18 protein-coding genes are annotated in these 15,666 nt (G+C 42.0%); 4 read left to right on the top strand and 14 right to left on the bottom strand.

Annotated features, from left to right (window positions below):
- Positions 1-16: 16 nt before the first annotated feature.
- On the bottom strand, positions 17-2,278 hold the full coding sequence (locus DWV34_RS07950) for a DNA gyrase/topoisomerase IV subunit A (RefSeq protein WP_022261178.1): 2,262 nt from the start codon (positions 2,276-2,278) through the stop codon (positions 17-19).
- Positions 2,279-2,290: 12 nt separating this feature from the next.
- Positions 2,291-4,204, bottom strand: coding sequence for a DNA gyrase/topoisomerase IV subunit B (locus tag DWV34_RS07945; protein WP_118475867.1), 1,914 nt, complete (start codon positions 4,202-4,204; stop codon positions 2,291-2,293).
- Between the two features lie 266 nt (positions 4,205-4,470).
- Between DWV34_RS07945 and DWV34_RS07935 the strand changes: the two genes are divergently transcribed.
- Positions 4,471-5,130 carry a hypothetical protein gene (locus DWV34_RS07935; RefSeq protein ID WP_118475863.1) on the top strand — a complete coding sequence of 220 codons (660 nt, stop codon included), beginning with the start codon at positions 4,471-4,473 and terminating at the stop codon, positions 5,128-5,130.
- A 51-nt stretch (positions 5,131-5,181) separates the two neighbouring features.
- On the opposite strand, the gene DWV34_RS07930 is transcribed toward DWV34_RS07935, so the two are convergent.
- Both DWV34_RS07930 and DWV34_RS07925 read right to left on the bottom strand, forming a co-directional pair.
- Complete coding sequence (locus tag DWV34_RS07930; RefSeq protein WP_118475861.1) at positions 5,182-5,712, bottom strand: VanZ family protein; 531 nt, start codon at positions 5,710-5,712, stop codon at positions 5,182-5,184.
- A gap of 14 nt (positions 5,713-5,726) precedes the next feature.
- Positions 5,727-5,915, bottom strand: coding sequence for a DUF6472 family protein (locus tag DWV34_RS07925; RefSeq protein WP_006566892.1), 189 nt, complete (start codon positions 5,913-5,915; stop codon positions 5,727-5,729).
- A gap of 116 nt (positions 5,916-6,031) precedes the next feature.
- Here DWV34_RS07925 and DWV34_RS17860 point away from each other — a divergent pair, with 116 nt between their 5' ends.
- Both DWV34_RS17860 and DWV34_RS07920 read left to right on the top strand, forming a co-directional pair.
- Entirely contained in the window at positions 6,032-6,160 is a 129-nt protein-coding gene (locus tag DWV34_RS17860) for a hypothetical protein (RefSeq protein ID WP_255419864.1), read from the top strand.
- A gap of 59 nt (positions 6,161-6,219) precedes the next feature.
- A complete protein-coding gene (locus tag DWV34_RS07920) occupies positions 6,220-6,426 on the top strand; it encodes a DUF378 domain-containing protein (protein WP_006566890.1) in 207 nt (68 codons plus the stop codon).
- Positions 6,427-6,526: 100 nt separating this feature from the next.
- Here DWV34_RS07920 and DWV34_RS07915 read toward each other — a convergent pair whose 3' ends face one another.
- From DWV34_RS07915 to DWV34_RS07905, 3 genes are all read right to left on the bottom strand, one after another.
- The gene (locus DWV34_RS07915) at positions 6,527-6,742 is read right to left on the bottom strand and encodes a helix-turn-helix domain-containing protein (protein WP_009289583.1); all 216 of its coding nucleotides are present in this window, start codon (positions 6,740-6,742) and stop codon (positions 6,527-6,529) included.
- A gap of 77 nt (positions 6,743-6,819) precedes the next feature.
- The gene (locus DWV34_RS07910) at positions 6,820-7,740 is read right to left on the bottom strand and encodes an NYN domain-containing protein (protein ID WP_118475859.1); all 921 of its coding nucleotides are present in this window, start codon (positions 7,738-7,740) and stop codon (positions 6,820-6,822) included.
- Positions 7,741-7,762: 22 nt separating this feature from the next.
- Positions 7,763-8,608: a hypothetical protein gene (locus tag DWV34_RS07905; RefSeq protein WP_009289581.1), complete on the bottom strand. Its 846-nt coding sequence runs from the start codon at positions 8,606-8,608 to the stop codon at positions 7,763-7,765.
- 184 nt (positions 8,609-8,792) lie between these two features.
- Here DWV34_RS07905 and DWV34_RS07900 point away from each other — a divergent pair, with 184 nt between their 5' ends.
- Positions 8,793-9,791: an SPL family radical SAM protein gene (locus DWV34_RS07900; protein WP_009289580.1), complete on the top strand. Its 999-nt coding sequence runs from the start codon at positions 8,793-8,795 to the stop codon at positions 9,789-9,791.
- Between the two features lie 113 nt (positions 9,792-9,904).
- On the opposite strand, the gene DWV34_RS07895 is transcribed toward DWV34_RS07900, so the two are convergent.
- From DWV34_RS07895 to fliB, 7 genes are all read right to left on the bottom strand, one after another.
- Entirely contained in the window at positions 9,905-10,240 is a 336-nt protein-coding gene (locus DWV34_RS07895; RefSeq protein WP_118475857.1) for a GGDEF domain-containing protein, read from the bottom strand.
- A gap of 110 nt (positions 10,241-10,350) precedes the next feature.
- Entirely contained in the window at positions 10,351-11,061 is a 711-nt protein-coding gene (locus DWV34_RS07890; protein WP_022261176.1) for a M20/M25/M40 family metallo-hydrolase, read from the bottom strand.
- Positions 11,062-11,083: 22 nt separating this feature from the next.
- The gene (locus DWV34_RS07885) at positions 11,084-11,461 is read right to left on the bottom strand and encodes a M20/M25/M40 family metallo-hydrolase (protein WP_006566883.1); all 378 of its coding nucleotides are present in this window, start codon (positions 11,459-11,461) and stop codon (positions 11,084-11,086) included.
- 490 nt (positions 11,462-11,951) lie between these two features.
- The gene (locus DWV34_RS07880) at positions 11,952-13,814 is read right to left on the bottom strand and encodes an LPXTG-motif cell wall anchor domain protein (protein ID WP_022261175.1); all 1,863 of its coding nucleotides are present in this window, start codon (positions 13,812-13,814) and stop codon (positions 11,952-11,954) included.
- Positions 13,815-13,848: 34 nt separating this feature from the next.
- Positions 13,849-14,178, bottom strand: a complete 330-nt coding sequence (locus DWV34_RS07875) for a GGDEF domain-containing protein (protein WP_009289576.1) — start codon at positions 14,176-14,178, stop codon at positions 13,849-13,851.
- Positions 14,179-14,234: 56 nt separating this feature from the next.
- Positions 14,235-14,522, bottom strand: coding sequence for a hypothetical protein (locus DWV34_RS07870; RefSeq protein WP_006566880.1), 288 nt, complete (start codon positions 14,520-14,522; stop codon positions 14,235-14,237).
- A 17-nt stretch (positions 14,523-14,539) separates the two neighbouring features.
- On the bottom strand, positions 14,540-15,625 hold the full coding sequence (gene fliB / locus DWV34_RS07865; RefSeq protein WP_009289575.1) for a flagellin lysine-N-methylase: 1,086 nt from the start codon (positions 15,623-15,625) through the stop codon (positions 14,540-14,542).
- Positions 15,626-15,666 lie beyond the last annotated feature (41 nt).

Here is a 15,666-nt window from a genome sequence, read left to right as displayed (position 1 = left end):
TCTTCTCTCCTTTTTCTCAGCGCCGGATTTTAGAACCCTTTGTATCCCGTTTCGCAAGCTTCAGTTTATTGAAATCCAGACGTTTTCCTTTGTAGTCCATGGATGTAATGCCGTCAGCCTCCATGAGATAAGTATGAAGCAGTATGTCATCCTTATTCAGTTTAATGCCTCTTACACCTACTGCTCCTTTTTTCTTTTCCGGAACTTCTTCCAGTGAAAACCGCAGGAAAACACCCTCCTTAGTTTCTAATATTACCATATCCGGTTTTATCAGGCCACCTTCTGTTTTCAGTGGCTTTACCGAGAGGAGTGCGTCTCCGTCCGACAGTTTTGTTGCTGATACTGTTCTCTTTGTCACCTGAAATTCTGTTCCCGAAACAATCTTTAACATTCCCTGTTCCGTGGCAAAGAAAAGGCTGTCATGTGTCATTGCCTCTGCTGCCAGGACTGCGATGATTGCCTCGTCAGAGCTGTCATAGTTGCCCAGATTATCGATCGGTGTACCCTTATCTTTATATTTTCCCGCCGGTATATCCAGCACTTTGATCTGATGCATAACGCCGGTGTCCGTAAAAATACAGATCTTATCTGTGTTCATACAAGGGACAATATATTTATAATCCCTGGATGCATTCTCCTGGTTTCTCTGGTAAGTAGCCTTGTCGAAGGTCTTTGCATAGCCAAACCGGTCCATGACAAAATAAACCTGCTCCTCCTTCAGCGGTTCTTCTTCAAAAACTGCCTCGGCTCCGTCCTCTACCACCGTTCTTCTCTCTCGCTGATATTCTTTTTTAATCTTCATAAGATCCTGTTTCATAACACGCTGCATGGATGCCGGATTGTGAAGGATATCTTCATATTCAGCTATTTTGGCAACGATCTCTTCATATTCTTCTCTGAGAGCCAGGATTTCTAATCCGATCAGCTTTCCGAGGCGCAGGTCCAGGATCGCTTCTGCCTGTTTCTCTGTGAAAGACAGCTTGCAGGCTTCGATCATGGATTCAGATGATTTGAATCTGATATTCCCCACTTCGCCTTTGGTAAGACACGCTTTCGCCTCTTTTAAATTTTTGCTCCCCCTCAGTATCTCAATGATCAGATCGATCATATCGCAGGCCTTGATCAGACCTTCTTTGACTTCCCGCTGGTCATAGAGCTTAGACAGCAGGGTTTGATACTTTCTCTTTACAAGTCCGTAATGAAATTCTGTGTGGTGCGCTATGATATCCCGAAGGCTCAGCGTCTCCGGACGGCCGTCAACGATGGCCAGCATATTTACGCCGAAGGTATCCTCAAGCTTTGTTTTCTTATACAAAAGATTCTTCAGGCGTTCGATGTCTGTCCCTTTCTTCAGTTCCAGGACAATACGGATTCCCTCCTTGGAGGATTCGTTGGAAATATCAGCGATATCCGTCGTTTTCTTAGATTCCACGAGGTTTACCACATCAGAAAGAAATTTCCCGATATTAGCACCGATCATCGTATATGGAATCTCTGTGATGACCAGCTTATCCTTTTCCCCGCGCTTCTTTCCAGGCTCAAAGACCACCTTTCCCCGGAGTTTCAGTTTTCCGCTGCCTTCGGTATAAATTGTTTTTATATCCTTTTTGTTGACCACCAGGCCTCCCGTAGGAAAATCCGGTCCCTGGATATAGGTAAGCAGATCTTCATTGGCAACTGATTCGTCTTCCAAATACGCGATCATGGCATCGACCACTTCCCCCAGATTATGAGGCGGAATGCTGGTAGTCATACCGACGGCAATTCCCTCGGCACCGTTGATCAGAAGGTTCGGTACTCTGACCGGAAGCACTTCCGGTTCTTTCTCCGTCTCATCGAAATTGGATATAAAATCCACTACATTTTTATCCAGATCCGCAAGATAGACCTCCTGAGTAAATTTTTTAAGCCTTGCCTCCGTGTAACGCATGGCCGCGGCTCCGTCACCTTCGATGGAACCAAAATTTCCATGTCCGTCCACTAAAGGCATACCCTTTTTAAATTCCTGTTCCATGACCACCAGAGACTCATAGATAGAGCTATCACCGTGAGGGTGATATTTACCCATCGTGTCTCCAACGATTCTCGCAGATTTTCTGTGCGGCCTGTCATGCCTCAGATTAAGCTCGTCCATGGCATACAGGACGCGCCGCTGTACGGGCTTTAAACCGTCCCGAATGTCGGGAAGGGCACGCGCACAAATAACGCTCATGGCATAGTCGATATACGACTTCTGCATAACCTCAGAAAATTCTGCCCTAATGATATGTTCTGCCATCTCTCTCCCTTTCTATATATCCAACATCGCATCCTCTGCGTTATCATAAATAAACTGCCTTCTCGGCGGAACCTCACTGCCCATCAGCATAGAGGTTACATCGGATGCCATTCTGGCATCTTCGATCTCTATCTGCTTTAATGTCCTCGTCTCCGGGTCCAGCGTCGTCTCCCAAAGCTGGCTGGCGTCCATCTCTCCAAGTCCTTTGTACCGCTGGAGAGTAAACGGACCCTTATGGGCAGCCTTATATTTCTCCAGCGCAGTATCATCGAACAAATAAGTTTCTTTCCCCTTCTTAGGAATTGCCTTATATAGAGGAGGCGTTGCCAGATAGACGTGTCCATGGGTAATCAGCTCCGGCATAAACCGGTAGAAAAATGTCAGCAGCAAGGTGGCAATATGTGCCCCGTCCACATCGGCATCGGTCATAATCACAATTTTTTGATACCTCAGTTTCTCAATGTCAAAATCATTTCCGTAGCCTTCTGAAAATCCGCATCCAAAAGTATTAATCATCGTTTTAATCTCTGCATTCGCCAGGACCTTGTCCATGGTAGCCTTCTCGACATTCAGGATCTTTCCCCTGATTGGCAGTATCGCCTGAGTCCGGCGGTTTCTGGCAGTTTTAGCAGATCCTCCTGCCGAATCTCCCTCGACGATAAAAATTTCACACTCTTCCGGCTTCCGGCTTTCGCAGTTGGACAGCTTTCCGTTACTGTCAATGGAGAGTTTCTGTCTCACAAGAAGGTTTGTCTTCGCTTTTTCTTCAGCCTTTCGGATCTTTGCGGATTTCTCCGCACAGGCAAGGACTTTTTTTAAGGTATCCAGGTTTTTATCAAAAAATAATACCGTCTCATCCCCGGTAATTTCACCGACCACTTTATTAGCATCAGGGTTGTCCAATTTTGTCTTCGTCTGCCCTTCAAACCTTGGTTCCGGATGTTTTACGGAAATGATGGCGGTCATGCCGTTTCTCACATCTGCCCCTGTAAAGTTTGTGTCTTTTTCCTTTAATATACCCAGTTCCCTGGCATACTGGTTCATCACTGCTGTAAATTTGGACTTAAATCCTGTGATATGGGTACCGCCCTCCGTGGTATAAATGTTATTGCAGAAGCCTAAAATATTCTCTCCGAAATCTTCCGTATACTGGAAGGCGATCTCCGCTTCGATTCCGTTGATCTCCCTCTTATAATAGACTGGATCATGCAGTACATGTTTGCCGTCATTCAGTTTCTTTACATAGGCACAGATTCCCTCAGGCTCGTGATATAAGACTTCCGTCTCTTCTCCTGAACGTTCATTTATATAATGGATCTTTAATTCCGGATTCAGATAAGTCGTCTCATGGAGACGGTTGCGGATCATAGCGGCTTTAAAATAGGTTTTGTCAAAAATATCCGGATCAGGAAGAAACCGGACCTTTGTTCCGGTCTCCGACTTTCTGCAGCTTCCGATCACCCTCAGCGGTTCTGTAACCTTCCCTCTTTCAAAACATTCTTCATAAATGTTTCCGTCCTGTTTAACCGTCACTTTAAGCCATGTAGAGAGGGCGTTGACCACAGATGCCCCCACACCGTGCAGTCCTCCCGAAATTTTATATCCCCCGTCTCCGAATTTCCCTCCGGCATGCAGCATGGTAAACACCATCTCAACCGCTGAAAGACCAGTCTGTTCATTGATTCCGACAGGAATGCCCCTGCCATTGTCTTCGATCACTGCTGTCCCGTCGTCTTTTAATGTTACCGTAATTTCATTGCAGTGTCCCGCAAGAAATTCATCCACCGAGTTATCTACGATCTCATAGATCAAATGGTTAAGCCCCTTTGTCGAAACACTTCCTATATACATTCCGGGCCGCTTCCTGACTGCCTCCAGCCCTTCCAGTACGGAAATACTGTTTGCGTCATAGTTTTGACTGCTCATTTTCTATATTCTCCTCCCAATATGATCAGGACTATCCTGCAGCCCTGTCATAGAAACGTCTTCTTTTATACAATCTAAAATATTATATACATTTTGAACAAGAACTTCAAGTAGATATCCCTGAGTACATATAGTCTGCAGTTTTCTGCCCTTTTTCATGCAAAAGCACAGTTCGATTCTATTCGGCATTTATTGACACATTTCCTTCTAACCTTTATAATGAGACGAGTATTCATTATAAACAAACAGGATTGGGGAAATGAATTATGAAGAAAAATACGAAATTGATGACCTTGGTTATAGCAGCCTTATTGGCGGCAACTCTGCTGACCGGATGCGGCACAAAAAAAGCTCCGGATGCAGATAAATCCATGGATGCTTTTTATCAGCTGATCGTATGCCATAAAGCAGATGCCATGACAGATCTGGGCATTGACTCTGCAGAAGTCAGTGATACCCTGAACGTATACAAAGAGTCTACGATTTCATCACTGAAAGACAGTTTCAAATCTGCGGGCATCACACTGACAACAAAAGACGCTGAAAATATTTATGATGCACTCTCCCAGGCTTTGTCCAGTCTTGATTATGAAGTATCCGTAAAAAAACAGGAAAAGAAAGAGGCTGTTGTCACTGTAAAATCACAGTATATTGATTACTTATCTGTATTCAAGAACGCCAAGAAAAAAACAGTAGACGCGTTAAAGCCTCAGCACATCGAGACGAAAGAAGATGCTCAGAAACTTTTGATCAAAAACGTGGCAAAAGGTTTTAAAAGTATGAAACCCTCTTCCGAAATGAAGACAAAGACGTTTACACTGACTAAACAGAATATCAAAAGCGGTGAAGACACAGTTACCCTGTACTTCCCGAAAGATTCCAAACAGCTTGGATCTGATCTGATCAATCTCGTCACAGGGAGATAAGGGATTTTCAAAAGTTTATCTGCCGCCGCCACAAAAATTTCACCCCGGATATCAGAAAACTCTGACATCCGGGGTATTTTTTTGTCGGACATTTCTACGCTTATTCTTTATTTTTTTTAATACAAAACCTGCCAGCATACAAAAGCAGATGCCGGTCAGAGCACCCGAACTGTCGATCATGACATCTTTTATCTGACAACTTCTTCCCGGCACAAAATACTGGTGCAGTTCATCTGTCACGGCATAGAAAGAACAAAACGCCAATGCCGCACCCAGAAGATGAGCCTTTTTCTTTACATCAATCCCCAAGGCCCGGCACACAAGCACTCCGAGCAGTGCATATTCCAGGAAGTGGGCTGTCTTCCTCACATAGTGGTCCATGACAGACAGCATATCATAAAGGCTGTTTCCGAATCCTCCCGCTTCTGCCGGGGATATCCCGACCAGCTTCGAAATCCACTGGGTAACTCCCATACTCATCTGCTCTGACGCATCTGCCGTCTTCGCAGAAAATAAAAAGATCACCGCCATCATCAAAATGACCATTGTCCAGGATATCACGCGTTTTCTTTTTAGCTTCATATATCTGTCCCTGTTTAAATTTGTTTTCTGACAATACTATATTCATCATTTAATTGAAAATACGGACAGCTATAATTTGAATATGTCATAAACCGCATCAGTTCATCTTCGTCCAGGTTTACATCACATACATAGGAACCGCACATTTCGTCATACACATAATTTATACAAGACTCACAGTTGCTTTTCTGTTTTCCCGCCATAAAATTCCTCCTATCCTAATCTAAATCCGTATTCGTAGTTTCTGTCTTTATTATACTGTATAATCCGGACTTTTTGCAAACATACTAAGAAAACTAAAAAGAAAGGAGTGATCGCAATGCACGAATCCAACTGCCACAGGCATAAACAGCAGGAACCAAAAGACGCAAAAAAAGAACGTCCGCACATCGTGGAACCTCTGCCCGAGTCTGAACGTCCGAGAAAAGACGGTCCCGGAGGAGATTAAACAACCCATGCATAATATTTCTAAGACTGGGAAGATTATTAATAGAAAAGGAGGTTGCTATGGGAAGTAAAACATTAGATTATATAGCACTGACAATTACAATTATAGGTGCGGTCAACTGGGGCCTGATTGGCTTCTTCCGGTTTGATTTAGTAGCTTTTCTCTTCGGCAGCATGACGATGCTCTCAAGGATCGTCTATGATCTGGTCGGCATCTGCGGACTTTATCTTTTAACCTTTTACGGCCGCTGTGGAAGAGATCTCTAATACCAATGATCCTCATATTCGTTTGATAAAAGACTGCTGCAAAACCCGGGATTCTGTTATTTTTGACAGAATCATTGATGTACGTTTTGCAGCAGTCTCTTTAATTGGAATTCACCTGTATAGCCGGCCGAAAGTCAAACAGACGGTAAGGACTGATTCTCATGACTCCCGCCAGCTTTTCGATTTCCTCCAGTGTGGGACTTACCAGTCCTCTTTCAATATCATAGATATGCATATGGCTGATGCCCGTATATTTTTCAAGGTTCCTCAAACTGTAACCCTGTTCTTCCCTGATTTCCCATAAAAAAATTCTCATATTTAAAATACCTCGTTTGGTTTGTATATTGATCTGCTTTCGTATTTCTATTAGAAAATTTTTCTGCCTTTTCGGTATTATTTTTTTAAAAACGTTACTTTTGTAATATTATTTTTGTTCTCCAGCTGCATACCCGGGATGCTCCGCACATAAGAGCTGAACCGATTGTATCCAAAATCCTGTACTTTAAAGTTCTCATATTCTGCATATATTTTGTTTGCAAGATCAGACAGATCAAGTCCCTTTTTTCCTGTGTTTTTCACCAATGCCGTTACATAGTGGTCCAGCTGTTCTTTCATGTCAATATCTTCTCTCAGAGAAACAGTGACAATATTGCCATCCTTAATCAGTCTGAAATGATCGAATTCTTCCAGAAATTTAGAGAGCAGACTGTATCCGTAGCTCCTCACGTCAAAGTCCGGATATCTCTTTAACAGCCTTGTCCCGATCTCTCCCAGCGTCGTCTCTTTATCGCTGTTCTGATTGTCTGTGATGATAGAATGGATCGCTGCCTCGATATCCCTGCGGCCAATCGGCTTGCTTTCCTTTTCCTCTTTGTCCTCGATCAGGAGTTCCAGGTTTGTAAAAACATCACATGCTTTACGGAAAGCCGGGGGAGTCTTCCCCTCACCCATACCGATCACAGTAAGCCCTGTCTCTCTGATCCTGCTGGCAAGCCTCGTAAAATCACTGTCACTGGAGACGATACAAAAGCCGTCCACCCGGTTGGTGTAAAGGATATCCATGGCATCGATGATCATTGCAGAATCTGTCGCATTTTTCCCCTGTGTATAAGAAAACTGCTGGATGGGTGTGATGGAATTGGCCAGCAGCTCCTCTTTCCAGCTGGCATGAAGCGTACTTGTCCAGTCACCGTAGATTCTCTTGTATGTAATATTGCCGTACTGTGACAGCTCGTCCAAAATCGGCTTGATATATTTTGCTGATATGTTATCAGCGTCAATTAAAAGTGCAAATCTTTTTTCCTTATTTTCCATACTTATATTTGTTTCTCCCTTTTTAGTAGTACCGTTTTATATACTGCAGTGCCATATAATCCATGATCCGGATCGTGAGCAGTTTCCCCCGTTTCATGATCGTTTCCACATTCTGCCGGCTTTTCTTTGCAGTCACCGCAATGCTGCTGGAAACATTTTTAAGAATGACGGCTTCTTCTCCTTCCTTTTTTTCGCCTGTAATGAAGATCGGTTCCTGGACATAAACGTTTTTCTTCCAGGAGATCGTCTGTTCCGGCACTTTTGCGATCTTATCCACCATCTGTTTCGCAGGTCCGAAATTTTCCTTCAGTGTCAGCAGCCTGAGGCCATGATTTTCAAATCGTATCCATGTCCTGTTCTCAACAAACGGGTACAGGATCTCTGCGATCAGCTGGAGACGGTTCTGGATCGAATTCTGTGCACTCAGCATGTCCTTGGAAACATTCAGAAGATAGTTTGCCATACCGTCTTCTCTTGAAGAATGGATCCGCAGCCTCTGTGTCTTCTTCTTTGACACAGTCTTTAAAGCCTCTTCCGCCCGGTCATAGGCCGTTCCCTGCTGCTGGGCAGAGGTCCCATCCTCCATACGCACTGTCCACTCGCCGATCCCGATCCCTCCGGTGACGGCGACCGGATAACACATGATCTCGAAAAGCCGGAAATAGGAGGCTGCGGACAGTGAAGATGTAAACAGACCCTGAAGTTCATCATGCCTTCCGAAGATTACCGGAAATATCATGCTGTCCACAAAAAGGCTGTTCAGCTGCTCTGCCACTTTGGTCAGATAAATCTGAAGATTCTGCTCCTCTTCGGGCTCATACCTCATTCTCTTTTTTATATGTATCATCAACGCTGAATATTCATCCAATTTATAACTCCCATCATTTTACATGCAAACAAATTTGTTTGCATTTATTATAACATAATAAATCTGTTTAAACTAGAAAATTTTCTTGCATTTCCAATGAAATCCTTACCAAAAATCAGACAGCAATCAATATATCTCGTTTTTTTCAGAAATACTAATACAAATATGAAAAGGAGAACTGCTTATGAAACTATTTACCGCCGTATATCATGAACCGGGAATCTTTGATTATCCCCTCGGCCGGAAATTAAAAAAAGATTTTGCGGATCTGCCCTGGCATGAGATCAAAAGCCATAACCGGATCGAAGAGATGACCCAAAGGCCCAACAGCGATTTTCCAAAAATGAAACGTTTTCTGATTATCGGCACAAGAAAGACTCACCGATATACAGAAAACCATAAGATATCCGATTATCTGGTTCCGTTCACTTCGTCCGGATGTACTGCCATGTGCCTTTATTGTTATTTGGTATGCAATTACAATAAATGCGCCTATTTAAGGCTTTTCGTAAATCGGGAAGACATGATGGAACGGCTGATAAAGAATTCAAAAAAAGGAGCTGTACCCCAGACTTTTGAGATAGGCTCCAACAGTGATCTTGTTTTAGAAAATATGATAACAAACAATCTGGAATGGGTCATCCCTGCTTTCGCCCGTGAGGGGAGAGGACAGATTACATTTCCCACCAAATTTGCGTCTGTAAAACCTTTGCTCGGCCTTGACCATCAGGGAAAGAGCATTTTTCGAATGAGCGTCAATCCTCAGGAAATCATAGACCATATCGAACTTGGGACCTCCCCGCTTCATCAGAGAATCCAGGCAGTCAACGACATGTGTGAGGCCGGTTATCCCGTAGGAATACTGATCGCTCCCATCATCCTGAATGATGGCTGGAAAGAAAAATACATGAATTTGATCGATCAGCTGGCCGACGGTCTTACCGAAAAGGCCAAGAAGTCAATGACAATAGAGATGATTTTTATGACTTACAGCTTTGTGCAGAATGCTATTAACAAAGAGGCATTTCCGGAGGCTCCTGACCTCTACGACAATCAGTCTATGTCCGGAGGCGGAAGAGGAAAATACCGCTACCGGAAGGAACTGCGGCTGGAGGCAGAGCCGGTGCTGACAGACTATGTGAGGCTGCGCCTTCCGGAAGCAAGACTGGTCTATGTCTGCTGAGACATCTCCCCTGTCTTTAATTTTACACAGTTTCTTCCGCAGCATTTTGCTTCATAGAGGGCACTGTCTGCCAGAGTAATAAATTCTTTGAATGGAGTCTCAGCGGACGGGCATTATTTATAGACCCCTATACTGACTGTGACAGGACTGCTGTCCGGCCCGTCGCTGATGTATCCGCCGGACTCTGCGGACCGGCGCATATGTTCTGCTATTTCTTCTGCCGCCTCAGCGTCCTGCCCAAATAAGAATATAAGAAATTCTTCACCGCCATAACGGATCAGGCTTCCTGACCTGTTCTGCACTTCCTTCTTCAGGAAGCCTGCGAAAGTTCTCAGGCACTGGTCCTCGGATATATGCCCAAACCGATCATTATATTGTTTTCTAAAAAAATTTTTATCTAATTTTTGATTATCCGCATAAACATTATACTTTACAGTACTTTGAAGTATAAAAAAGCACTCATTTTACCACGATTGAACGAGCCTTGATATGACAGAAAAAAGAGAGGGATACTGCACAAAAAACGTGTGTCTCCCTTTTAATTTTATTGTTTTCTAACTTATTTCCAGTCCATAGCCACACATGCATATACCGCCGTTTCGATTGGTAAAACTTGTTCGTTAAAACATACTTTCGGATTATGATGTGCATAGATATTATCTAAATCAACCTTAGCTCCTATCATAAAATAAGAAGATGGTACTTTATTTGCAAACACTGCAAAATCATCAAAACCAGTTGTGTGTAACCCGGATACCATGTTAAATTCACCATTCATGGACCTTATTGCCTTAGCAATTTCAGTATTTCTTTTTTCATCACAGCAGAGTACGGGTATATCTGCTAGGACATCTACTTTACTTTCTGCATGAAAAGCATGGGAAATATTATCAACAATTTCTTTAATTCTCGTAATTAAATACTGTTTTATTTTATTATCGAATGTGCGAAGTGTTCCCTGTAAAATAGCTGTTTCTGGAATAACATTATTTACCGTTCCAGAGTTAAATTGACCAATTGTTAATGTTACTTCTTGGCTTGGAGAACACTCACGTGCGATTAGCTCCTGCAATGCTTGGTAAATATGAACCCCAACGTTGATAGGGTCTATTCCGTTCTGGGGCATAGCACCATGCGTACCCTTTCCTATTATCGTTATTTTAAATCCAAAGACAGATGTCCCTGTCATAGTTCCATAAGCAATTGTTCCTGCAGGAATAACGGACGCTACATGAGTTGCAAAAGCTGAGTCTACTTTAGGATTTTCCATTACACCCTCAGCAATCACTGCGTTAGCACCCTAATTCCTTTTCGTGTTTTTTTAATATTTTGGCGGCTCCTAACAAAGCGGTCGTATGCATATCATGTCCGCAAGCGTGCATATTACCATTTTGCGAAACAAAAGACAATTTACTTTCTTCATTCATAAGAAGCCCGTCCATATCTGCTCTAAGAAGTAAGCATTTATCCCCAGAGCCCATATAGCCAATAATACAATTTCCATTGACTTTTGTTTCAAATGGAATATCCCATTCTGCTAATTTTTTCTTCACAAAAGAAACTGTTTTAGAAAGTTCAAGTCCCAATTCAGGTGTTTTGTGAAGTTCTCTACGCCATTCTATAAGTTCATTATACATTTCTTTGCTTTCAGCATAAATTGAAGAATACATATTCTCACTCTCTTTCTTAAAATTCTTACGATAATTATTTTACTCTTTTTTCATAAATTTATCTTGAAGTATAATTTTATGCCTGTTATGGTATATACATTATAACTGAAAGGGAATTAAAACATGGGAATACATCATTTAGTAGAAAATTCTTTATGGCGATGCCCCCTTTTTTTAGTAAAGATTACATAGTTTTTTAGTTCTGTGGATGCCATACGCGGACTAAAAAACTTTTTTTATTGTAACGTTTTCATGTTACTTTTTCTATTATTTTAAAGAATAAAAGCGAAAGGAGATAGAAAGCAATGTTAATGAAGTGGAAAATTTCGATATTTTTATGAAAGCTATCATAATCTTGAATTATTATTGACCTAAGTACTTTTTAATGGCAGTAATCAAGTCGACTGTTCATTTCTTCAAATAAGATGATATCCTGAAAAAATGAAGCAGAATCGCATTTCATGCAATTCTGCTCCATTTTTAAGTCATTTTAACCGTGTTGTTTTTTATCTCTTTTAACGCCAAAGAAAGCAATCGATGCACCAAGCATCAGTGCGATCATTAGTCCGATATGATTGTTATCCCCTGTTTTAGGGGCGTGAGAATTGGAGAATTCTTGATTAGAATTTCCGTCGTTTTCGTTATCTGTCGGAGATGTCTCAGGCTTATAATTAGGATCAGCTTTTCCGCACACGGTACATTTTCCGTTTTCATATTTGTGCCCCAGAGCTTTTCGGCTTGTTTTTTCTTTGGAAATTTCCTGGGTTAAAGCTTTGTCAGAAAAGTATTTATCACAAAAACTGCAGTACCAGTATTCAATGTTTCCGTCGGTGTCACAGGTAGGCTCCTTAGCTTCAACGTGTACTGCGTTGTGTACTTTTTCTGTAATACCAGTGCCTTCGATTGTTCCATTTCCTGTGGTGGTATCTGGAATTGTCAGTTCACCGTTGTTTGAAATGAAGCCATTGTTTTTAAGGCTTGTATCGGGGGAAACAGTTAATGCAGCATCAGAGTAGATATTTACTTTTCCCTGTTCGGTAATGATGAGGGCACCTTCCCCTTTTACCGTAATTTTTCCTTGGATGTCTAAGGCGCCTGCAATTTCTAAAGTTGCGTCTTTTGCTATTTCAAAAGTAATATTTTTATCAGAACCAATTTCTATGTCGTTTATCTTTAAATTCTTCTCAATAAGTACTGTATCCTGATCGTTTACTTGTATATTTCCATTTGTTTTTTGAGCGAAAAACTGTTCAAATGCTACGTCAGACTGAGGCATGAATGTAATGCTTCCGTCTTCGTTGTACATATATTTATAGTCGCTGTAATCGGCGGGACGAACATTTGCAGGAGTATCACTCCAGATCCAATAGTTTACCGCAGGCTGTCCAGCTGGAAGTAAAATTGGTGTGGCAGCAACATCAATGACCACTAGATTGTTTGTACCTAACTGAAAAGTATTATTTTTAAAGTCTATAGGTTGTCCAATACTTCCCTTTGCCTGGATATAGTGTTCAAATTTATCGTTTTTGATCGTATTCCCTGTGAAATTTGCCTGTGTCTGTAAATAAATAGATCCGGCATTATCAAGCATATTGTTTTTTACGACAATCTGATTGTTGGAAGCGGCTGAAGTAGTAATTGTTGTGGCTTCCCCGGCAGAGCCTCCGGTAGGTCCATTTGCCACGCTGTAAACGCTATTTATGAATTCGCAGTTTTCAATTAGAAAATTACCACTTACATTTGCAAGCATTGTGCGGAATGCCCCGTTGAATTCGTTATTTGTAAAAGTAATACTTCCGGCGTCGTTTTGTTCGTTAACGTATAGACCGTAAGACCATTCAGGTGCGTCTGTTGTCGTTCCATTATTATTTGGGGTATTGATGAAGCGGCAATGATTGATTTTAATAGTTGCACTGTTGCCACTTACTGTCACAGCGCTTCCGCTGGATCTTTTTGTTACGGAATAATGGATCGTAACATTTTCGAGATTAATCGAAGTACTGTCTCCATTTCCAATTGTTAAAAGCTTGCCATTTGTATTTGTTTCATTCGGTTTTAAAGTAAGATTCGTAAGTGTTCCTGCCTTTACGGTTGACGCACCTGAAATCGTGTACTTGCTGGCACCATCAACAGTGATATTTTTGTTAAAGATTACATCTTCTGTCACATCAGAAAGTAGTGTAACAGTACTGTTCTCCGGTGCGGCATCAACAGCTTCTTTCAATGTTGCATATGTTTTCCCATTCACTTTGGCCACGACATTTTCCGCTGGCTCAGCGGCAAAAGACATCTTCGGGAAACAACATGCCGCAAACAATAGGCTTAGTCCCATTGCAAAGATTTTCTTTTTCATAATTGCAATCCTCCATAAAACTAAATATCATTGTTTACATAGTATCATAAAAAAAATAGACAGGGCTACATTTACTTAAGAAGTAGTTTATTGAATCTATATCAATCATCATACATGCAATGTTTCCGTGCTTCTCTTGTACGCTTTGAAACTGTTCTCTCAGGGAAGTTTCAAGATAACTGCGGTTAAAAAGTCCAGTCAGACGGTCACGGATTACCTGTTGATTCAACTTCTGATTGATCTCGGCGATTTTCTGATACTGTTCTCCGATAATAATACGGTCATATTCTGACAAGACACGATTCCGATAGAGAATGATTGAAATTCCAATACAAAGAACCGTAATAAAAAAGCTGTTCGTCATATTATTAAAGCTCTGATCCGCCCCATAAGGATCAGGAAAGTACGGGAGAAGATCATTCAGTAATGTTCCATGATCTTTCGCCTGAAAACTGCCTTCACTGCCAGACTGAGCACTGTTAAAATGATCAGCAGGATATACATACAGAAATATGCGGTCCTTCTTGGTTTCATAAAAACGCCTCCCGGAAGAGTCGATATTGAATAGAGCATTAAGATCTGACATCCCAGAATAAGCAGCTGAAAAATCGTATGAGTTTTAAAAATATTGGCGGTCATGTTCTGTTCAATTTGAATCCGGTAAGCAGGATCTGCCGGAAACCCCAGATATTTTTTTATCTTATTCATAAATTCTCCCTGTCTCTTCAGATTAAATATGAACTTCCGAACACTGCGGATACCATATCTGACAGTCTCTGTGTGTCAAACATATCTGAAAACAAAAGTTCTTCATTGACCGCTTCCATATTTTCTTCCGAGTATTCGATTTCTTTTGAGTACAGACGGGCAATTTCCAATGACGTCAGGCTTTCCTCTCGTGAAACCGCTGCCTCTGTCCCCCGGACAACCAAACAGCTGAAAACCGCAAATTTAACCTTATCCAAAAGCTGAAAGTCATAGACGGATTTCAGAAAATACCGGTATATAAAATACACTATCAAATGTTCATAAAAGATTCCGTCAAAATCTGAAAAACAAATGTCTCTCTCCCGAAACATGAAAGATGCCTGGCTTAAAGCCTGCTTCCACTCGGGGGTGAGAATCTCCAGATCCAGGAGAAATTCCAGACATTCCGTGAACCATTCTCTCAGACCGGTCCGCGGCTTTTGTACTCTTTCTTTCGTCTCCCATTTATGTATATGCAGATACATGGCCTCCATATCATCGCGAATGTAATCTTCCTGAAAGACCGCTGCCGCCGACAGCGTCTGCCGCAAACGTCTCTCCAGAGTCTGCTCCCTGTCCTGAAGCAGACGGATGATCCAGTCTCTTGCCAGCGTAAGCGGCTCCAGCCAGGGCTCCTCTTCTTCCGTTTTTTCATCCAAATTTTCATCAAGAAACCGGACCTTTTTCTTGTTGGTCAAAATCAGTCTTGCCGCCTCTTCGCACACGAGTCCCAGTCCCGCTTCCTGCCGGCTGCCATAAACTTCATAGAACCGTGGATGGTCTGTACAGATCTGGCAGAGGAAATCTTCTCCCAGATGTATATAAATATCGCATAAATTCTTTTGATTTAAAAAAGGACATCTTCCCTCCTCCATGAGAAAATGATGAGGACGGGAAGAGCTGACAGATCTCATGAGACGGTCTCCGAATGATCCTTTCACGAGGGTGTACTTTTCATAGGTCTCATCGTTCACAGTGATATCCCATCCCGCGCAGCAGCTGTCTGTGCAGTCAGAACCTATACATTTAAATTTGTCATAATAATCCGGTATCCGAAACTTCATCTCTCCTCCTGATATTTTCTGTCCTCTATTATATCATAAAT

This window comes from Anaerostipes sp. AF04-45 (genome assembly GCF_003461725.1).
Taxonomy (GTDB): Bacteria; Bacillota; Clostridia; order Lachnospirales; family Lachnospiraceae; genus Anaerostipes; species Anaerostipes caccae.
Note: the sequence above shows the minus strand (reverse complement) of the source record. Positions and strands in the feature narration are given on the sequence as shown.